Source organism: Actinomadura rubteroloni, from assembly GCF_002911665.1.
In the GTDB taxonomy this organism is placed as follows: Bacteria; Actinomycetota; Actinomycetes; order Streptosporangiales; family Streptosporangiaceae; genus Spirillospora; species Spirillospora rubteroloni.
On record NZ_MTBP01000002.1, the window covers coordinates 1,742,592 to 1,762,207 of the forward strand.

Below are 19,616 nucleotides of genomic sequence, written 5' to 3' on the forward strand. Positions count from 1 at the left end.
TCTCAGCGGCGGCGGGTGGAGCGGACGAGCAGCGCGCCCGTCGCCGCGACGGCCAGCGCCGTCAGCCCGTGGATGCCGAGCGCGGCGCCCGTCGATCCGTGGTTGCCGAGGACGGTGAGCATGTCGCCGAGCGGGACGGCCGCCATCGCCAGGAACGTCCAGCCGAGCGCGCGGTGCTCGCGGCGGGCCAGCAGCGTGAACGTGATGAGCCCGGACGCGAGGTCGCGGACGCCCTTCACCGTCAGGAACGCCGCCGCGTCGCCGTGCGGCCAGGCGGGGAGCCCGAACGACGGCGCGTTCGCGCCCGGCGCGACCAGGTAGGCGAGGCCGATGTAGGTGATGAACCCGCCGAGGACGACGGCGAGCGCGGTGCCGAGGCGGGACGGCGCGTCGTCGTGGCGGATGCGCCGGACGTGGTTCGCGTACCGGCGGCGTCCGATCGCCTTCCACAGGAACCGGGCGGGGGCGGGCATTCCGCCGAGCATGAGGGCGCGTTCGTCGTCGTCGGCGTCCTCCAGGACCAGGCCGAGGAACAGCAGTGCCTGGAGCTTCGGCGTGTGCTCGATGAAGTGCTCGCCCGTCGACGCCCACTCCTCGTCGGTGAGGTGGCGTTCGGCGAGCGGGAGGAGGTGGCGCTCCTCGTCGTCCAGGTGCTCCACGAGAGCGGCGCGGTGGCGGGCGAGGGCGGTGACCAGGGCGTCCCGGGCGGCGGCGGACGCGCCGTCGCGCCAGGCGGCGGTGCGCGCGGCGACCTCCTCCAGCGTCGCGGCGACGTGCCGGTGCTGCTCCTCCATGCGCAGGACGATGTCGGCGTCCAGGTCCACGCGGGCGAGCAGCGGCGGCCAGAACAGCTCGTCCTCGCCCGTGTGGTGGACGTGCAGGCCCGCCCGGTACTGGTCGAGGAAGTCGGCGAGCACGCGTGCGCGGCGGACGTCGCCCGGCGCGACGGCGGCGATCAGCTCGCCGAGGACGCGGGTCTCGCGGCGGAACGCCCGGTGGACGATGATCATGGCGCGGCTGCCGGGGTGCAGGGTCGGTGCGGTGACGGTCATCGGGTTCTCCTTGTTTCGGCGGCTTGGTGAGAAGACTCGTCCGGGCCGCTTGGAACCGGCTTGGACCGGGCGCTTGGAATCCACTGGGAGCCGCCTACGATGACCGGCGATGGTCGTGCTCACGGTGCTCGGGACGTTCGAGGCGGCGGTCGGCGGCACGCCGGTGCCGCTCGGCGGCCCGCGCCAGCGCGCCGTGCTGGCGCTGCTCGTCGCCGCGCGCGGCGCGGTCGTCCCGGTGGACCGGCTGGTGGACGACCTGTGGCGCGGCGAGCCCCCGGCCAAGGCCCTCGCGTCGCTCCAGGCGTACGTGTCGAACCTGCGGCGGTTGCTGGAACCGGACCGTCCGCCGCGCGCCCCGGCCCGCCTCCTGGTCAGCGCGCCCCCCGGCTACGCGCTGCGCCTGCCGGACGACGCCGTGGACGCCTGGCGCTTCGCCGCCCTCGTCCGCGCCGCCCGAGACGCCGAAGACCCGCGCCGCCTCCTGGACGAAGCCCTGTCGCTCTGGCACGGCCCGGCCTTCGCCGAGGCGGCCGACGAGCCGTGGGCCGCCCCGGAGGTCGCGCGCCTGGCGGACCTGCGGTCGGCGGCACGCGAACTGCGGGTCGCCGCCGCCCTGCGCGCCGGCGACACGACGGACGCCGTCGCCGAAGCCGCCCGCCTCACCGAAGACGAACCCCTGCGCGAAGAAGGCTGGCGCCTGCGCGCCCTGGCCCTGGACGCGTCCGGCCGCCGCGCCGACGCCCTCGCCGTCCTGCGCTCGGCCCGCCGCGTCCTCGCCGACGAACTGGGCCTCGACCCCGGCCCCGCCCTGACCCACCTAGAACAAGCCATCCTCACGGGCACAACCCCCGACCCGGCCACCCCCGGCAACGCCGCGCAAGGCAATGCCGCGCGCAGCGGTAACGCACACTGCGGCGGCGCCGTCGGCGGCGGCGCGGACAGCGTCGAGTCGACGGCCCCGGCCACCACGCCCGGCGGCGCGCAGAGCGGCAGCGCGCAGAGCGGCAGCGCGCAGAGCGGCAGCGCGCAGAGCGGCAGCGCGCAGAGCGGCAGCGCGCAGAGCGGCAGCGCGCAGAGCGGCAGCGCGCAGAGCGGCAGCGCGCAGAGCGGCAGCGGCGCGCCGCCTGCGCTGGCCGCCGCGTACGGCGGTAGTGCGTCTGACCGCGATGGTGCGTACGGCGGCGCCGTCGGTGTGGGCGTGGCGGGGTCGGGGGTCGTCGGGCGGGACGTCGAACTCGGTGCGCTGCTGGGCGCGGCCGGGGACGCGCGGGGCGGCGGGCTGCGGATCGCACTCGTTATGGGTGAGGCGGGCATCGGCAAGTCGGCGTTGCTCGGCGAGTTGGCGCGGCGTCTCGCGGCGGCGGGCTGGCGGACGGCGACCGGCCGCTGCCCGGAGGACGCCGGGGCGCCGCCCGCGTGGGCGTGGGCGGAGGCGTTGCGCCAGGTCGCGGCGGACGTTCCGCCGCCGGGCGACGCGCTCGACCCGCTGCTGTCCGACACGCCGCGCCCCGACCGGAGCGACGCCGCGACGGCCCGTTTCCGGCTGCACCGGGCGGTCTGGGCGTGGCTGGGCGCGGCGGCGGGTGACCGTCCGCTCGCGGTCTTCCTGGACGACCTGCACTGGGCCGATCCCGCCACGCTCGCCCTCCTGGACGGCGCCGCGACCGCGCCCGACGCGCCGCTGCTGGTGGTCGGGGCGTTCCGCGCGGACGAGTCCGAGCGCCTCACCGGGACGCTCGCCGCGCTGGCCCGGCGGTCCCCGCTGCGGCTGCCGCTGTCCGGATTGTCCGCCGACGCGGTCGCCGAACTCGTCGCCGGCGAGGGCGGCGCGGACGACGCCACCGTCGCCGCGCTCGCCGAGCGCACCGGCGGCAATCCGTTCTACGTGCGCGAGAGCGTCCGGCTGCGCAACTCCGAGGGCGCGCTCGTCGCGCTGTCGGAGGTGCCCGAGGGCGTCCGGGACGTCCTGCGGCGGCGGCTGGCACGGCTGCCGGAACCGGCGGTCGCGGTACTGCGGCTCGCGGCGGTGGCGGGCGACGACGTCCGCGCCGACGTGCTGATCGAGGCGGCGGACGCCGGGGAGGACGCGGTCCTGGACGCCCTCGACGCCGGCATCCTCGCGGGCCTGCTCACCGAGCCCGCGCCGGGACGGGTCGGGTTCGCGCACGCGCTCGTCCGCGACACGATGACCGCCGACCTCAGCGCGTTGCGGCGCGGCCGGATGCACGCGCGGCTCGGCGCGGCGCTGGAGCGGATCGAGCCGGGCGACGTCCCGGCGCTAGCCCGGCACTTCCGCGCGGCGGGGACGGCCGCGACCGCCGACCGCGCCGTCCGGTACGCGGTGCGGGCGGCGGAACTGGCGGAGGACCGGTACGCCCACGAAACAGCGGTGGACCTGCTCACCGGCGCCCTGGATTCTCTTTCCGACGACGACCCGGCCGAGCACGTCGCGCTGCTGTGCCGCCTGCTGCGCGCGCAAACCCGCGCGGGCGACCTGACGGCCGCACGCGCAACCCGAGACCGGGCCGTCGCGCTCGCCGGAGACCGCGACGACCTGCTCATCGCCGCCTTCACCGCCTGGACCGAGCCGACCCCGTGGCAGCGCCGCCCGTACGGAACGGTGGACGAACAGTCCGTCGCAACCCTGCGACGTCTGCTCGCCACGCCCACCCCGAACGGCACTCCCGGCACGAACTTCGGCGACACGACCAGCGCAGGCCGCCCGGACGGCACGGGCGGCACGAGCAGCGCGGACACCGCGGGCCGCCCGGGGGGTGCGGGCCGACCCGGAAGTGCGGACGGCACGGACAACGCGGACGACACAGGCGGTTCGGGCGGCACGGGCGGCACGGGCGGCACGGACAACGCGGGCCGCCCGGGAGGTGCGGGCGGCACGAACAGTGCAGGCGGCACGAGCGGCACGAGCGGCACGGGCCGTGCGAGCGGCACGGGCGGTGCGAGCGGCACGGGCGGTGCGAGCGGCACGGGCGGCGCGAGCGGTGCGGACGTTGTGACGCGTGCTCGCCTGCTCACGGCCTACGCGGCGGAGCTGGCCGGGACGGGCGACGCGTCCGCGCGGGCCGCCGCCGAGGAGGCCGTCGTGCTCGCCCGCCGCCTCGGCGACCCCGCGCTGCGGGCGTTGTCGCTGACGACGCTGGCGAGCGAGATCGTCCGCCCGCGCTCCGGCCTGGACGCGATCGCGAGCGAACTGGCCGATCTCGGCGTTGAACACGACCTGCCGGCCGTCCGCTGGTTCGGGACGTTCAGCCTCGCACGCGCCGCCGCCCTGGCCGGCGACCCGGACGGAACGTCCCGCCGCACCGCCGAGGCCGCCGACCTGGCCGCCCGGTACGCGATGCCGGAGGCGACCACCGCGACCGGCACCGCGCTGGCCGCGCTGGACGTGGCGGCGGGCCGGTTCGACGCCGCCGAACGCCGCTACGCCCGCGTCGCGGACGAGATGCGCCGCCAGGGCTCCCTGCACGCGGGCTTCGAACTCCTGGCCCGCGCATCGCTCGCCGTCGCCCGCGGCACGCTCCACGAACTGGCCGACGACAAAGACGAGATCTTCGCCGCCATAGGCCCGCTGTCAGCGAACATGCTGGCCGCCGCGCTGGCCGCCGCCGACCGCCCCGCCGAGGCCCGGACGATGCTCGCCGCCGCCCCGCCGATCGCCCCCGACTACCTCTTCACCTTCTTCACGACCTTCCGCGCGCTGGCCGTGATCACGCTGAACGACCGGGACGAAGCGAAAGCCCTCTACAAAGCACTGCTCCCCTTCCACGATTCAGCGCCCGCAGGCCTGGAGAGCATGTCGGTGGCGCTGAGGCCCGTCCCGCAGACGCTCGGCGAACTGGCCCGGCTCCTCGGCCGTCCCGACGAGGCCCACTTCCGCGAGGCCCGCGCCGTCGCGGAGCGCTGGAACGCCCCGCACTGGCACTAGACGAGGCGGCGGGCGGCGGCCCAGCGGGAGAGTTCGTGCCGGTTGGAGAGCTGGAGCTTGCGCAGGACGCTCGACACGTGCGTCTCGACCGTCTTCACCGAGATGAACAGCTCGCGCGCGATCTCCTTGTAGGCGTAGCCGCGCGCGATCAGCCGCAGCACCTCGCGCTCGCGCTGGGTGATCTGGTCGAGTTCGGGGTCGGCGGGCGGGGCGTCGGACGCGGCGAACGCGTCCAGGACGAACCCGGCGAGCCGGGGCGAGAAGACCGCGTCGCCGTCCGCCACCCGGGCGATCGCGTCGGTCAGCTCCGGACCGGAGATCGTCTTGGTGACGTAGCCGCGGGCGCCGCCGCGCACGACGCCGATGACGTCCTCGGCGGCGTCCGACACCGACAGCGCGAGGAACCGCGACGGCACCGCGCCGTGCAGCCGCCGCAGCACCTCGATGCCCCCGCCGCCGGGCAGGTGGACGTCCAGCAGCACGACGTCCGGCGCCGCCGCCTTGATCACGGCGACGGCCTCGTCCACGTCGCCCGCCTCGCCGACGATCTCGACGGACGGCCCGAGTTCGGCCTTCACGCCCGTCCGGAACATCTGGTGGTCATCGACCAGCACGACCCGGTTCATGATCTCTTGATCTCCAGCCTGACCTCGGTGCCCTCGCCCGGCGCGGTGCGGACGGCGGCCGTCCCGCCGTTCCGTTCCATACGTCCGATGATGGACCCTCGCACGCCCATCCGGTCGCCGGGGATGGCGTCCAGGTCGAAGCCCTTGCCCCGGTCCCGGACGAAGATGCTGACCGCGTCGCCCTCGACCTCGGCGAACACCGACACCGGCGCCGCGCCCGAGTACTTGGCCGCGTTCACCATCGCCTCCCGCGCCGCCTGGAGCGTCGCGCCGAGCCGTTCGTCCAGCGCCGCGTCCCCGACGACGACGATCTCGATCGGGACGCCGTGCAGGTCCTCGACCTCCCCGGCCGTCTCGCGGATCGCGGCGGCGAACATCCGGCCGGCGTCCGAGCGCGGCTGGTAGAGCCAGGTCCGCAGCGTCCGCTCCTGGGAGCGCGCGAGGCGCTGCACCTCGCGCGGGTCGGACGCGTTGCGCTGGATCAGCGTCAGCGTATGCAGCACCGAGTCGTGGATGTGGGCGGCCAGTTCGGCGCGCTCCTGGGACCGGACGCGTTCCTGCCGTTCGGCGTCCAAGTCCTGCCAGAGCCGCACGACCCACGGCGTCGCGATCACCGACACCCCGGCCAGGATGATCAGTGTGGCGATGACGACGTACCGGGCCTGCCCCGCGTCCACCTGCCGCGCGACGAACCCGGCGACACCGCCGACGACGAGCAGCAGGCCGACGATGCTGCGCAGCCACATCCGGCGCAGCGGCATCACCCACCGTTTGCGCTGGTCCCGGTCCGCCTGCTGCCAGAGGATCGCCGCGCCGACGCCGCCCGCCAGGAACGGCCACAGCGCGGCCTGCGCCAGGTTCGTCCCGAAGGTCAGCGTGGACAGCCCGACGGTGACGGCCGCGTAGGCGAGGAGCTGCCCCCAGTCGCGTCCGGCGATCCGCGCGGGCTCGTCCGTGTCGCGCGGGACGAGCAGCCAGAACGCCCCGTAGGCCGCGACGCCGAGCCCGCCGCCGATGGTGAGCAGCACGAACGCGACGCGGACGATCGCCACGTCCACGCCGAGATGGTCGGCGAGGCCGCGCGCCGCCCCGGCCAGCAGTCGGCCCTCGGACCGCCGCTTCAGCTCCCCCATGCCGTCGATCGTCACACGCGGGGCCGCGCGGGCGCATCAGGGGGCGTCCCTGATGTTGTCCCCAGGGTCCGCTCAGGGGTGTACCCGATACCGCGCGGGCGGGCCGCCCGTCACGATGGACGCATGGACGAAGCGATCCCACGGCTGGTGCGGACGGGCGAGGGCCGCGTGCTGGCCGGCGTGTGCTCGGGGCTCGGCACCCGGACGGGCCTGGACCCCGTCGTGTACCGAGTCGGGTTCGGGCTGCTGACCGTCGCGCACGGCGAGGGCGTGCTGCTCTACATCGCGGCGGCGCTGCTCATGCCGTCCGCGCCGGACGTGACGGCGCCCGCCGAGCGGCTGCTGCGGCGCCGGTTCGACGCGACGACCGTCCTTGCGATCCTCGGCGCGCTGTGGGGCGCGATCGTCGTGACCGGGGTGTTCGGGACGCAGTTCTCCACCAGCGCGATCTCGGTCGTGACGCTGTTCGGGCTGGCGCTGCTCGTCGCGCACTCCCGGGGCGTGGACCTGGCGGAGCTGGCGCGGACGATGCCGGAGCGGCTGCGCGGCCACCCGATCGTCCCGGCCGCCGCCGCGCCCGTCGAGCTGGACAAGCGGCCTCCGGCGGACGGCGGGCTGCCCCCGGGGATGATCGACCTGGCCGCGTACTCGTCCGGACGCGAGCCGCTGCCGGACGAGCCGAAGCCCGCCAAGCCCCGGTCCCCGCTCACCCCGGCCACGGTCTGGACGGCGCTCGCCGCGGGCGCCGCGACCCTCCCGTTCACCGGGGACCTCGCCGCGACGCGGGTCGTGCTCGTCGCGGGCGGCGTCGCGCTGGCCGTCGTCGCCGCCGGCCTGCTGCTCGGCGGCTGGTTCCGCGCACGCGGGCTCGTCCTGGTCGGCGCGCTCCTCACCCTCACCCTTCTGACGGACGCGGTGATCATGCAGGCACCTAAGGGGATGCGGTTCGGCGACGTCGATTGGAGGCCCGCCACCGTGGCGAGCACGCAGCAGGGTTATCGCATGGCCGTCGGTTCGGGACGGCTGGACCTCACGTCGCTGCCCGTCCGCGCGGGCGAGCACGTCCAGATCAAGGCCGAGGTGCTGATGGGCGAGCTGAAACTGACCGTCCCGCGCGGCGCGCGGGTGAACCTGTCGGCGTATCTGCTGGTCGGGGACCTGACGGTGGAGAGCCGCACGGTCAACGGGCCGCGCGTGGACGTCCGGCAGGTCCTCGAACCGGACGCGGCCGTGCGGAACCCGCCGGTGATCGACCTGCGCGTCCGGACGGGCCTCGGCGACGTGGAGGTGCACCGTGGCTGACCGGCGCTTCGACGCGGGCGCGGTCGTCGCCGGGCTGTTGTTCGGCGGTGCCGCCGCGTGCTTCCTGGTCCAGGGGATCACCGGGGACGCCGTCCTCGGGATCCGGACGCTCGTCGCGGCCGTGTTCTGCGGGCTCGGCGTGATCGGCGTGGTGCGGGCGGTCGGACGCGTCCGGCGGACGGTCAGACGGCCGCCGCGTGCAGGGTGACGGCGTAGGCCGGGGACGGGTTGACGACGGCGCGGGTGCCCGGCCCGCCGTGGACGCGGACGCGGCTCGGCCGCAGCGGACGCTCGGTGACGCCGTCGCCGCTGATGAACACCTCGGTCAGCTCGCCCGCGACGAGCACGCAGACCTGGGTTCCGTGGGCGGCGTGCGGGCCGGAGCGGTGACCGGGCGGACGGACGGTGATCCACGTGCGGACGCCGTCCCGCTCGTCCAGCGGAATGCGGACGGGCGCGGCGGCGTCGAACCGGACCCGTCCCCACCAGTCGGCGGGCCGGGACGCGAGGTCGAGCACGCGCGCGGCGAGTTGCCCGGCGGTGGCGGGACGGGGGGCGAGCAGGCGGCCGTGGGGGTCGTCCTGGCCGCGCATGGTCAGATCGGGAACCATCGGTGGTCCTTCGTGAGGGCGCCGGAAGAGGGGCGTGGCTGACTCAGGTCAGCGGCGACACGAAGGACACAGCGCGCTGGCCACGCGGCGGAGGGCCACGGGGCTGCGGAACGGCAGGCGCGCTGTCACGGGCTCTAGGAGACACGCCGGGACGGGCCGCTGTCAAACCGGAGCGTCCGTATCGTCCCAGTTCACGCCGTAAGTCATTGATCGCGGTCTGGCGGCGAACCGGGGACGGTCGTAGGGTCGCGAGGCAAGACCCCCGACGATAAGGACCGAAAGATGAAGCTCGACCACGAATTCACCGTGCCGGTACCGGTGGATCGGGCGTGGTCGGTGCTGCGGGACGTCAAGGGCGTCGTGCCGTTCGTCCCCGGCGCGACCCTCGACGCGGTCGACGGCGACACCCTCACCGGACGGCTCCGCGTCAAGGCCGGGAGCATCACCGTGACCTATCGCGGCACGGCCCGCGTGACCTCCGCGGACGCCGTCGAGCGCACCATCACCGTCGAGGCGGACGGACGCGAGGCGCGCGGCCCCGGAACCGTCACCGCGACCCTCACCGCGCGCCTGCACGACGCGGACGGCGGGACGCTCGTCGCGCTGCACACGACGCTGAACGTCACGGGCCGCATCACCGAGCTGGGCTTCGACACGCTGACGGGGGTGGGCGAACGGCTCGTCGCCCGGTTCGCGCGGGCCCTCGCCGACGACCTGGCCGCCCGTCCCGGCCCGGAGGCCGTCCGGGTGCCGGTCGAGGAGATCACGCCGAAGACGATCAGCGAGACGCTGCCCGAGCCGGGCGTCCTGGCCCGTCCGCTCGTCCCCCGGCAGCGCACGGCGGGCCCGGACGACGCGCCGCCGCTCTCGCTGCGCGCGTTGCCCGAGCCCGTCGCGGCCCCCGTGGCGGCGCCGTCGATCGCCCGCCGCGCCGCGCCGGCCGCCGTGGCCGCGCTGCTCGCCGCGCTGGTGACGATCCGTCTCGTCCGGCGCCGCCGCGCCTGAACTACCCGGCGGTCTCGGGCCGCCGCGCCCGCGTGAGGAGCGCCGCCGTCACGACGAGCAGGCCCGCGAGGACGAGCCGGTACGCCACGTCGCCCGTGCTCTGCGGCGGGTAGGCGATCGCGGTGATCTCCCCCGGGATGACGTAGAACGCCCCGGCGATGGCGAAGCGCGGGCTGCGCGTCGCCAGCGTCGCCCAGATGCCGGCGAGCATCAGGCCGCCTTCCATGCCGACCCGCAGGAACGGGAACGTGACGTCCCAGTGGTGGGCCGCGAAGCTCGCCGCCATCTCGACGACCGGGATCGCCGTCCACCACCACGACCGCGCGGGCAGGTTCCTGCGGTGCAGCACGGCGAGGACGACCGCGCCCGCCGCCAGCAGCCCGTATGGGATCAGCGACACCCAGTTCCCGTACTCCGGACCGAGGTACCCGACGATGCCCTGGGCCGCGTGGAGTCTGCCGTCGCCGGAGTCGCCCAGGCCGGTCATGCCGCGCGCGGTGGAGAGCGCGACGGCGAGCGCGAGCGGGACGGCGGCGAGCGTCCAGCCGCGCAGGAGGACGAGCAGCAGCGCCGCCGACACGGCCGTCCACACGATGGTCGCCCCGTCGGCCAGCGCGTAGGCGAGGTTCACGGCGGCGATCACCGTGAGGCCGAGGTGCGTGCCGTCCGCCCACCACGGCGCGGTGCGGCGGCGGACCCGCTCGGCCGCGCCCTCCCGCACCAGTGCGAACGACTCGCGCGCCGAGGGCCGTCCGGACGGCGCGGCCTCGCCGAGCGCGTTCAGGATCTCCGCGCCGTACGCGGCCCGGTGCGCGGCCGGGTAGACGCGGAGCAGGAGCCGGTACCAGGTCTGCGCGGCGCTCATGCCTGCACCGTCCGGAAGCTCGTGCGGCGGGTGACGACCTTGGCGGCCTGTTCCATCCGCGCGGCCTCGGCAGTCACGGCGTTGCGCCCGTCGTCGGTGAGCCGGTAGTAGCGGCGGGGACGGCCCTGGACCGTCTCCTCCCGGTCCACCGCGACCAGCCCGCCGCGCGCCATGCGGTCGAGCGCGCCGTAGAGGGTGCCCACGGCGAGCCTGACCCGTCCGCCGGACTGTTCACCGGCCCGTTTGATGATCCCGTACCCGTGCAGGGGTCCATCGAGGAGTGCCGCCAACACGAAGTAGGCGGGCTCGCTCATCGCAGCGTCAACCATACGGCTGACGATATATCACGTCGCGAAGTATCGGCCTGGCCAAGTCCGGTCAACGATCCCGCCAGCACCGGCGCCGCCGCCCGGCCCGTCCGCCGCCGCACACGGTCCGCTGTTCTCCGTGCAGACGATCGGAACCCGCCGGATCGCGGACGCGGCGGACGACCACTGGTGGACCCGAGCCCACCGAAACGCCCTCCTACGCGAAGTACGCCACCTCACCCCGCCCGGAATCGCCCTGGACATCGGCGCGGGCGGCGGTGCCGTCTCCCGCGCCCTCATGTCCCAGTCCTGGGACGTCACGGCAGTGGACACCTCCCCGTCCGCCGTGGCCCACTGCCGCGCCATCGGAGTGGACGCCTACGAAGCGGACGCCCGCTGGCTCCCCCTGCCGTCCGACGCCTTCGACCTGGTCACCTGCTTCGAGACCCTGTCCCGCATCGAAGAGGACGACCAGGCCGCACACGAACTGACACGCGTCCTGCGCCCAGGCGGCACAGCGCTGATCACCGTCCCCCACGACATGGCCCTCTGGTCCGCCCACGACCTGACGCTCGGCCGCGTCCGCCGCTACTCCCGCGACGCCGCGACCCTCCTCCTCACCGAAGCCGGCCTGACAGTGGACGCCCTAATCAACCTGAACACCCTGCTACGCCCCTTGATCCGCCTGACCCGCCACCGCACCCCAGGCTTCGAGCACACCGCACGCCACCGCACAACGAACCGCCTACTGACCCTGACCCAATCCACCGACCGCCACCTGCAAACCCTCCCCGGCACAACCCTCTTACTCCGAGCCCACCGCCCCACCTAACACCCCCACGACCCCGCCCAACACCCGAGCGACGCTCTCGCAAGCGACGCCCGGCACACGGCCACCTGACGCCAGAGCGCCGCGCACGCGGGCGACGCCCGGCACGTCCACCGGCCGTCGCGGCCACGGCCTCATGGGGCGAGGGGCGGGCCGTCGGGGCTGGTGCCGGTCGGCGGCCAGGCGGCGGTCTCGTCGCGGCGCAGCCGGGAGACCTCTTCGACGCGGTCACCGGGGATGACGACCTGGGTGACCTCGACGGCCTTCTCGTCCAGCGCGCTGTAACTGGTGCGGACGATCTCCCAGACCGGCAGGTCGGCCGGGATCAACAGCAGCTTGGACTCCTGCGCGGTGGGCATGCGGACGCGACGGCGCTCCAGCCACTCCAGCGGCCCGTGCCCGGCGGCCTCCACGGCGTCGATCCACGCCCCCGGCCCGGTCCCGTGCGGGTCCCGCACCTCGGGCACCTGCGCGGACACGCGCGGATGGATCCACGTCACCGAGATCTGGAACGCCGGCTCGCCCTCAGGCCCGGTCACGCGCAGCCGACGGACCGTCGGCTGCCCCACCGGGACGTTCAGCATGTGCGCCAGCCGCGCGTCCTCGATCGGCTCTTCACCGGCCTGCGGCTCGACGTGATGGACCCACCGCTCATTGCCCATCGCGGCCGGGAACGAGTACCCGGCGGCGAACTCCTCACCGTCGCGGACGTGGCGGGTATTGCGCCGCACCACATCCGTGCGCATCACGACCCGGCGCTGCTTGGGCCGCACGACCGTCCCCCGGCGCGGCACCGACACGACGCGGCCGTCTTGGGCGAGCTTGCCTATCGCACGGGCGACGACGTTGCGGCTCACGCCGTACGCAGTGGCGAGCTTCTCCATCGGCGGCAGCGTCTCGCCTTGGCCCCACTCGCCGGCGTCGATGCGCTGGGAGAGATCGTCGGCGATCGCCTGATACCGCGATGACCCCACGTACCCAACCTCTCACAGACTGATTTGTTGAAACATATTGACGTAGCCAGGAGCCTACCGGCAGCATGAGTCCAGGATTTGTTGAAGCAAAACCTGGCGTCGGTGCAGCCGCCGGTGATCTACCCGCCACGAGCCAACCACACGATGAGGTCGGTTGCTCGCCGGTGACTGCACTCCGCGCGCAGCCGACGGAGAAGGAAGCGTGCCCGGGACGATCCGGGCGCGGCTTCCGGGAAGGGGCCAACGTGGGCCAATCGAAAGGCGTCGTCACGGCGATCGAGATCGCCATTGCCATGTCCGCGGCGGGCATCGGAGTGATCACAGGTCTGGTGACCTATCTGTCCATGCCGCGCGTCCGGCGCTGGGCGCGCGGCCATCGGGGTGCGCGGTGAGCGGGCCGGAGAAGCGTCCGGAGATCGTCCGGATCGACCACCGCGAACCGCTCCCGGGCTACCGCGAGCCCGAGGGCCGGTGGATGCAGCCCTACATCACGCTGAACGGGACGTGGATGTGCCGCCTGCGGCGTCCGCTGACCCACCAGCAGGAGCGGGCGGGCCTGCTCTTCGTCATCGCCGCACTCGACCTGGACGGCCTCAAAGCCCTGATGAAGCACGAGGACGCCAAGGCCGCGCGACTGGCCGGGGAGCCCGGCTGATGCTCACCGACACCGGCCACCTCTGCACGGTGTCGTGCTTCTACTGGCCCTGGAGCTGCCCCGACGCGGCGCCCCAGACGGCAGCCGCAGCGACGGCGGCCGAAACCGAGCCAGCCGACGGCGAACCGGCCGGGGAGGACGGTTCGCCCGACGCGACCGTCCCGTAAGACCGCCAACCAGAAACCGAGATCCCGAAACCGGAACCCCACCATGACGAAGAAGCCCGAAGAGCCCCAGCAGCCGACCCTCTACACCCCGGCCGAAGTCGCGAACTTCTTCCGCGTCGACCCCAAGACCGTCACCCGCTGGGCCAGGACCGGAACCCTCAACCCCGTCACCCTGCCCTCCGGCCACCGCCGCTACCACGCCTCCGAAATCCACCGCCTCCTCCAGGTCGGCAACACCCCCGACCCCGACACCAGGCCCGCCGCCGACGGCGCCGCCATCCCGCCCCCCTCGAACCCGCGCGCCAACGCCATCCTCAACGCCGTCATCCGCGACTACTTCGACGGCGACCCCGTCGCCCTCATCAAAGCCGTCCGCGACGGACTCCACTGACCAACACCCAGCGTGAAGAGCCCGGCATCCCGAGGGGGGATGCCGGGCTCCACACGTTCCCGACACCCCCCGCCCTGCGGCCCGCCGCAAGGCAAGCCAGGCAACCCCCGCACCCAAAGGTCAGCGGCACAACCGCGCGGCGCCTCGGCGCGGCAGCGCAGCACGGCACGGCGGGATGGCATGGCGCGCTGGCACGGGCCGACTGCGCGCACGGTGCCGCCGCAACGCGGAACGCAGCGCCAGCGGCCGGACGACGCGCCCGTACGGCGTCGCGGTGCAGCGCGGCACGACGGCGCAGCGGCGCAGCGGCGCAGCGGCGCAGCGGGATGGCATAGCGCGCTGGCACAGGTCGGCAGCGCGCACGGTGGCGACGCAGCCCGGGAACGCAGCGGCAGCGGTCGGACGACGCGGCCGTGCGGGGCGGCGTGCAGCGCGGCGGTGGTGCATGGGCGCAGCCGGGCGGCGTGGCGCGGTGGCGGGGGCGTGGTGCGTTCGGGGTGCGGTTTGAGGTTGTTTCGGCCTTATGGGTGGGGTGGGAGTGGTCGTGGCTGGGGTCGTTGGACGGGGTCCGTGGGGCTGGGGAACGGTTATCCGCCCTGGTCAGGGCGTCTGACCGGATAGTCATGCCGTGGCCGTCAACGCCAAATCACGATCAAGCTGGTGTTCTTTGTCGGACTGTGTTGCGCCGAAGGCGTTGGTTCGTTCCAGCTCGGTCACTTGGGTAGGGGCGCATGAGCACTGTCGAGATTCAGCGCGTCGCCGCCGCCGACGACGACCACTGGTGGTACCGGGAGCGCCGGGCGCTCCTCATGCGGGAGGCGGGACGGCTCGTCGCCGGTCGCGCCCTGCACATCGGCGCGGCGCGTGACGCCCGCGTCCTCATCGACCAAGGGTGGGAGACTGTCGTCATCGGTACGTCCGGCGCGGACGTGGACGCTGCTCGGTGCGACGGCGTCGACGCCCGGCTCGGCGACCCCGAGGCACTGCCCCTGGAGGACGGCGAGTTCGGCTTCGCCTCCGCGCTGGACGTTCTGCCGACCGCCGTGGACGACCGCGCGGTCGTCGCCGAGCTGGCCCGCGTCCTGCGGCCGGGCGGCGTCGCGTTCATCACCGTCCCCAACGATGTCGGGCCGCGCCGGCCGGGGCCGCGCGTGGCGACGCGCGCGGACGGCCGCTGGGCTCCGCTGGACCCGGCCAACCCGCTGCCGCGCCGCTACCGCCGCGCGTCGCTCGCCGAGCTGGCCGAGGGCGCGGGCTTCACGATCGACCGCGTGCGGTGCTGGAACGTCCTGCTCCGGCCCGCGCTGCGCCGCCACCGTGCACGTCTGCTGGACGGCACCACGCCGGACCTGTCTCCGCGCACCAACCGCACGCTGCGCACCGTGTCGCGGGTCGAGCGACGCCTGCCGCTGGGCGCCCTGCGCGGCGACTCCTTCCTGGTCCGCCTCCGCAAGCCGATGTAGTCCGCCGGACGCGCAGACGAATTTCTCGTCCGCCTCGGCAAGCCACGCCAGTCCGCAGACACGCGGACGAATTCTCGTCGGTTCCGCGAGCCGCTGAAGTCCGCAGACGCGCGGGCGAATCTCGTCGGCTCCGCAAGCCGCTCCAGTGCGCGGACGCGGAGACGAATTTTCGTCGGCTCCGCAAGCCACTGAAGTCCGGGGACGCGTCGGCGAACCGGCGACCTCCGTCGGCTGCGGCGGCGATTCGGCTCGGCCCGATGAGTTTCGACGGGTCCGACGGTCCGCATCGGTGAAGAACAAAACGAGCGGAGGAGGAATCGTCATGCGGATCGACGGCGTGCTGGCAGGTCTCGCGGTATCCGATCTCTCGCGGTCCCGGCGCTGGTACGAGACGGTCTTCGACCGTCCCGCCGACGCCGAGCCGATGCCCGGGCTGGCGGAGTGGCACACCCCCGGAGGCGTCGTCCAGGTCGTGGCCGACCGGCGGCGCGCCGGCGGATCGCTGGTCACCGTCCGGGTTCCCGACGCCCGGCGGGCGCTGACCGAGCTGGCCGAACGCGGCGGGCCCGTGGGCGAGCTGGACGACACCACGTCCGCCTTCGTCCTGTTCGCCTCGGTCACCGATCCCGACGGCAACCTGATCACGATCGTCCAGGACCGTGCGGGCGCGGAGCGCTGAGGTCAGGCGGGGATCTCCACCTCCTTGCGGTCGGGAAGGACGCGGGCGAGGACGCGGGCGGCGGCCTGGCCGTCGTCGGACGGGCAGAAGCGGCGGCGGAACGCCTTGTAGGCCGGGGCGGAGCGGCGGGTCACCGCGTCCAGGTCCCGGAGCGCGTCGATCACCTCGTCGGACGTGCCGAGCAGCGGCCCCGGCGCGGTCTCCGCGAAGTCGAAGTAGAAGCCGCGCACATGGTCCCGGTAGCGCTCCAGGTCGTAGGTGTAGAACAGCATCGGCTTGCCCGTCACCGCGAAGTCGAACATCGAGGACGAGTAGTCCGTCACGAGCACGTCCGCGACCAGGTACAGCTCCGCGATGTCCGGATAGTCCGACACGTCGATGACGAACGGGTTCTCGCCCGGCTTCGGCTTGTCGGTGACGAGGTAGTGCGTCCGCAGCAGGAGCACATGGTCGTCGCCGAGCGCCGCGGACGCCCGGTCGAGGTCCAGTTCGAGCTGGAACGCGCGCTTGCCGATCGCGAAGTGGAAGTCGTCGCGCCACGTCGGCGCGTACATCACCACCTTCTTGCCGGCCGGGATCCCGAGGCGTTCCCGCACGCGCAGCGCGACCGCGTGCCGCTCCGGACGGTTCAGCAGGTCGTTGCGGGGATGGCCCGTGTCGAGAACCGGGCCGTCGTACCGGAACGCGCTGCGCAGGAACGGCACGACGTACGGGGTCTGCGCGAGCAGCAGGTCCCACTGGGGGACGTCGTGGCGCATCCAGTCCGCGCCCTCGGTCCGCTTGTAGGGCATCGCGCGCAGGTCGTAGCCGACCTTCTTCAGCGGCGTCCCGTGCCAGCACTGCACGTACGTCTGGCCCTCGCGCTTGTCGAACCAGTCCGGCTGGCGCCAGTTGCCGACGACGAGCCGGGCCCGCGCCAGCGCCTCGTAGTGCTCGCGGCTCCCCGACAGGACGGTCCGTGCGCCGTCGGGCGGCGGGAACTGCCCGTCCGCCGTCACCCAGACGCTGTCGAAGCCGAGATCGCTCCGGCGCAGCTCCTCGAAGATCGCGCGCGGGTTGTCGGAGTACTGCCGTCCGTTGAAGCTGTCGAACACCGCGAGGTCGAGCAGCGGACGGGTGCGGTAGCGCGGGTAGTCGGCCGTCCGGAGCCGGGCCTGCGCGTGGCCGCCGCGCTCGGCGACCGGCAGGCCGACCTTGACGCGGAGCTGGAGCCCGTCGTCCTTGGCGGCGTGCGGTTCGATCTCGTGGAACCCGACGATGCGCGGCACGGGCAGCCCGCTCGACGCACCGCGCGCCACCACGACCGCCGTCTCGTCCGTGCCGAGCGCGCACAGGACGTTCCAGCGCCCCTTGCCGAGCGGGAGTTCGACCCCGAAGCGCGGCATCCGCGACGGACGCAGCACCGCCGTGAACCGATCCCCGTGCCATTCCACCGGCACGCTGTGCTGCTGCCCGGACCGTTCGCGCCGCACGACGAACGCGGCCGGACGTTCGGCGCCCGCGTACGTCCCGGACAGGACGAGCCGGTCGTCCTCCTCCCAGGCCACGCGCGTGACCACGGGCGCGGCCTGCCGGACCACCGCGCACAGCTCGCCGCCCCGGGTGCGGGTGACGACGGCCTCGGCGCGGTCGCGGGCGGAGATCCGGTGGCAGGCGTCGGCGGTCGCGGCCACGTCGTCCAGATGCAGCGCCAGGCCGCCGCTCAGGGTGAACGTCCAGGTCAGGACGGGTGCGGCGTCGGCGGGCGCGAGGTCGGCCAGCGGCACCCGCGCCCAGAACGACCAGCCGCCGCCGGGCTGCGCGGCGACCTCCGCCGGGACCTTCACCGACGTCCCGGCCCCGGCGCGGGCGACCAGCCGCAGGCCCTCGGCGGGCTCGCGGGCGAGCAGGCCCTCGATCTCCAGCGCGTCGCCGGCGCGGCGGTGCGCGGTGACCAGCGCGTCCGGACGGCGGACGCGCAGCCGGAACCCGCCGGTGCCGAGCGCCCACACCCGCGAGCCGTCCGGCAGGGCGACCGGGACGGGCCAGCGGTGCCGGGCCGAGCGCGGCGCCTGGACGCCCGCGCGCCGCCGCACGCCCCGCGCGGACACCTCGGCGGCGAGCCGCCAGTCCACCTGGCGGCGGCGGCCGAGGACCTTGAGGTCGGCCGGGTCGATCTCGGCGACGAAGCCCGTCCCGTCGCAGGAGACCGCCGCCTGCGCCGACGCGGCCGTGACGTCGGGCCGGGTCACGCGGGTGATCGGGACGCGCCGCAGCCCGAGCTTGTCCTGCGCGACGAGCCACAGCCGCAGCCGCATGTCGCCGGGGGCCGCCGCGCCGATCCGGTCGACGTAGGCGTGGCCCTCGACGCGCAGCCGCCCGTCCGTCCAGGTGACGGTGTCGACGCGGGCGACGGCGCGCAGTTCGTCGGTGACGTCGTAGAGCCCGGCGGGCAGGTCGCGATCGGCGTCGTCGAAGAACGGGTAGCCCGCGTACCAGCGGGGCCGCAGCCCGCCGCGCTTGACGACGGGCGCGCTCTTCGGCCCGCCGTCTCGGATGAACGCCAGGACTTCCAGCAGGTCGTCCAGGCGGCGGTGTTCGAGCAGGTGGAGTTGGAGGCGCAGCAGCGCGGGCAGTTTCTCCCGGACGGCCGCCCCGGTGCGCCGGACGGCGTCGGCGCCGAGGTCCACCAGGGCCGCGCGGTCGTCGTCGGGGACGCGCGGCAGCCCCTCCAGCAGCACCCGGACGTCCACGTCGATCAGCGAGTGCTCGTCGAAGGCGGGCAGCAGGTCGGGCGCGCCGCGCTCGATGCGCTCCCGCAGCGCGAGGGCCATGCCGACGCGCTGGGCGAAGTTGTCGCGGTCGAACCGGCCCTCGGTGATCGAGCCGGACCGTTTGCGCCACCGGTAGACGACGTCGTCCAGCACGTCGATGCCGGACGCGGCCAGGTGCGCGCCGAGCGCGACCGGCACGTCCTCGTAGAGCCCGTCGGGGAAGGTGAGGCCCTGGTCGTCCCAGAAGCCGCGCCGGAAGACCTTGTTCCAGACGCAGCGGTCCCGTACGAGCAGCGGACGCTCGCCGAACCGGACCCCGGCGCCCGGACGGGAGAACACGCCGTCGTGCATCCAGGACCGCCAGGCGCGCTCGCCGTCGATCCGCTCGACCCCGCCGGTCGCGAGGTCGGAGCCGCTGCGCTCCAGGGAGCCGACCATGCGCCGGTAGGCGTGCGGCGGGACGACGTCGTCGGCGTCGGCGAAGGCGAGGTAGCGGCCGGTGGCGCGACGGATCCCGGCGTTGCGCGCGGGGCCGGGGCCCTGGTGGCGCTCGTGGACGACGCGGAACCGGTCGTCGCCCGCCGCGAACCGGCGCGCGATGGCGGCCGAGCCGTCGGACGAGCCGTCGTCCACGACGATGACCTCCAGGTCGCGCAGGGTCTGCCCCGCGAGCGAGCCCAGGCACGCGCGGACGTGCTCCTCGACATTGTGCACCGGCACGACGACGCTGAGTTTCGGGGACACTTCGCCAACCTCCCGTCAGACCGCCGGGTCGGGGGTCTCCCGACGGCGCTGACGATGCTAACGGCCCGTGACGAGCCGAGCGCAAGTTGCGACGAACTTGTGGATAACTTCGTCCC

The 19,616-nt window shown here is 74.4% G+C and carries 18 protein-coding genes and 1 pseudogene; 11 read left to right on the forward strand and 8 right to left on the reverse strand.

Annotated elements, in window-relative coordinates:
* Positions 1-2: 2 nt before the first annotated feature.
* Positions 3-1,052, reverse strand: coding sequence for a DUF4267 domain-containing protein (locus tag BTM25_RS19525; protein ID WP_235828493.1), 1,050 nt, complete (start codon positions 1,050-1,052; stop codon positions 3-5).
* 109 nt (positions 1,053-1,161) lie between these two features.
* On the opposite strand from BTM25_RS19525, the gene BTM25_RS30025 reads away from it, so the two are divergent.
* Positions 1,162-4,995 carry a BTAD domain-containing putative transcriptional regulator gene (locus BTM25_RS30025; protein ID WP_235828494.1) on the forward strand — a complete coding sequence of 1,278 codons (3,834 nt, stop codon included), beginning with the start codon at positions 1,162-1,164 and terminating at the stop codon, positions 4,993-4,995.
* Here BTM25_RS30025 and BTM25_RS19535 read toward each other — a convergent pair.
* On the reverse strand, positions 4,992-5,621 hold the full coding sequence (locus BTM25_RS19535) for a LuxR C-terminal-related transcriptional regulator (RefSeq protein ID WP_103564279.1): 630 nt from the start codon (positions 5,619-5,621) through the stop codon (positions 4,992-4,994). The genes BTM25_RS30025 and BTM25_RS19535 overlap by 4 nt on opposite strands.
* Complete coding sequence (locus BTM25_RS19540) at positions 5,618-6,754, reverse strand: ATP-binding protein (protein ID WP_205648154.1); 1,137 nt, start codon at positions 6,752-6,754, stop codon at positions 5,618-5,620. The genes BTM25_RS19535 and BTM25_RS19540 overlap by 4 nt, the downstream gene beginning before the upstream one ends.
* Before the next feature lie 123 nt (positions 6,755-6,877).
* Here BTM25_RS19540 and BTM25_RS19545 point away from each other — a divergent pair, with 123 nt between their 5' ends.
* Both BTM25_RS19545 and BTM25_RS19550 read left to right on the forward strand, forming a co-directional pair.
* Positions 6,878-8,056: a PspC domain-containing protein gene (locus BTM25_RS19545; RefSeq protein ID WP_168212160.1), complete on the forward strand. Its 1,179-nt coding sequence runs from the start codon at positions 6,878-6,880 to the stop codon at positions 8,054-8,056.
* Positions 8,049-8,264 carry a hypothetical protein gene (locus BTM25_RS19550; RefSeq protein ID WP_103564281.1) on the forward strand — a complete coding sequence of 72 codons (216 nt, stop codon included), beginning with the start codon at positions 8,049-8,051 and terminating at the stop codon, positions 8,262-8,264. Before BTM25_RS19545 ends, BTM25_RS19550 begins: the two co-directional genes overlap by 8 nt.
* On the opposite strand, the gene BTM25_RS19555 is transcribed toward BTM25_RS19550, so the two are convergent.
* A complete protein-coding gene (locus tag BTM25_RS19555) occupies positions 8,239-8,667 on the reverse strand; it encodes a cupin domain-containing protein (RefSeq protein WP_103564282.1) in 429 nt (142 codons plus the stop codon). The genes BTM25_RS19550 and BTM25_RS19555 overlap by 26 nt on opposite strands.
* A gap of 282 nt (positions 8,668-8,949) precedes the next feature.
* Here BTM25_RS19555 and BTM25_RS19560 point away from each other — a divergent pair, with 282 nt between their 5' ends.
* Positions 8,950-9,672 (forward strand): SRPBCC family protein, encoded by a 723-nt coding sequence (locus tag BTM25_RS19560; RefSeq protein ID WP_103564283.1) that lies wholly within the window; start codon positions 8,950-8,952, stop codon positions 9,670-9,672.
* Between the two features lies 1 nt (position 9,673).
* Here BTM25_RS19560 and BTM25_RS19565 read toward each other — a convergent pair whose 3' ends face one another.
* Together BTM25_RS19565 and BTM25_RS19570 are read right to left on the reverse strand one after the other, a co-directional pair.
* Positions 9,674-10,537 (reverse strand): hypothetical protein, encoded by an 864-nt coding sequence (locus BTM25_RS19565; protein WP_103564284.1) that lies wholly within the window; start codon positions 10,535-10,537, stop codon positions 9,674-9,676.
* Positions 10,534-10,866 (reverse strand): PadR family transcriptional regulator, encoded by a 333-nt coding sequence (locus tag BTM25_RS19570; protein ID WP_205648155.1) that lies wholly within the window; start codon positions 10,864-10,866, stop codon positions 10,534-10,536. The genes BTM25_RS19565 and BTM25_RS19570 overlap by 4 nt, the downstream gene beginning before the upstream one ends.
* A gap of 118 nt (positions 10,867-10,984) precedes the next feature.
* On the opposite strand from BTM25_RS19570, the gene BTM25_RS19575 reads away from it, so the two are divergent.
* A complete protein-coding gene (locus tag BTM25_RS19575) occupies positions 10,985-11,677 on the forward strand; it encodes a class I SAM-dependent methyltransferase (RefSeq protein ID WP_103564286.1) in 693 nt (230 codons plus the stop codon).
* 131 nt (positions 11,678-11,808) lie between these two features.
* Here the strand turns inward: BTM25_RS19575 and BTM25_RS19580 are convergent, their stop codons facing one another.
* Positions 11,809-12,648: a GntR family transcriptional regulator gene (locus BTM25_RS19580; RefSeq protein WP_103564287.1), complete on the reverse strand. Its 840-nt coding sequence runs from the start codon at positions 12,646-12,648 to the stop codon at positions 11,809-11,811.
* A gap of 245 nt (positions 12,649-12,893) precedes the next feature.
* On the opposite strand from BTM25_RS19580, the gene BTM25_RS29755 reads away from it, so the two are divergent.
* From BTM25_RS29755 to BTM25_RS19600, 6 genes and pseudogenes are all read left to right on the forward strand, one after another.
* A complete protein-coding gene (locus BTM25_RS29755; protein ID WP_168212161.1) occupies positions 12,894-13,040 on the forward strand; it encodes a hypothetical protein in 147 nt (48 codons plus the stop codon).
* Positions 13,037-13,303 carry a hypothetical protein gene (locus tag BTM25_RS19585; protein WP_235828495.1) on the forward strand — a complete coding sequence of 89 codons (267 nt, stop codon included), beginning with the start codon at positions 13,037-13,039 and terminating at the stop codon, positions 13,301-13,303. Before BTM25_RS29755 ends, BTM25_RS19585 begins: the two co-directional genes overlap by 4 nt.
* On the forward strand, positions 13,303-13,470 hold the full coding sequence (locus BTM25_RS29760) for a hypothetical protein (RefSeq protein ID WP_168212162.1): 168 nt from the start codon (positions 13,303-13,305) through the stop codon (positions 13,468-13,470). Before BTM25_RS19585 ends, BTM25_RS29760 begins: the two co-directional genes overlap by 1 nt.
* Before the next feature lie 43 nt (positions 13,471-13,513).
* A pseudogene (locus BTM25_RS30420) lies at positions 13,514-13,693 on the forward strand (helix-turn-helix domain-containing protein); the annotation flags it as partial.
* Positions 13,694-14,592: 899 nt separating this feature from the next.
* On the forward strand, positions 14,593-15,324 hold the full coding sequence (locus tag BTM25_RS19595; protein ID WP_103564289.1) for a class I SAM-dependent methyltransferase: 732 nt from the start codon (positions 14,593-14,595) through the stop codon (positions 15,322-15,324).
* Positions 15,325-15,646: 322 nt separating this feature from the next.
* Positions 15,647-16,003, forward strand: coding sequence for a VOC family protein (locus BTM25_RS19600; protein WP_103564290.1), 357 nt, complete (start codon positions 15,647-15,649; stop codon positions 16,001-16,003).
* 2 nt (positions 16,004-16,005) lie between these two features.
* Here the strand turns inward: BTM25_RS19600 and BTM25_RS19605 are convergent, their stop codons facing one another.
* Positions 16,006-19,500 (reverse strand): bifunctional glycosyltransferase/CDP-glycerol:glycerophosphate glycerophosphotransferase, encoded by a 3,495-nt coding sequence (locus BTM25_RS19605; RefSeq protein WP_103564291.1) that lies wholly within the window; start codon positions 19,498-19,500, stop codon positions 16,006-16,008.
* Positions 19,501-19,616: the final 116 nt, after the last annotated feature.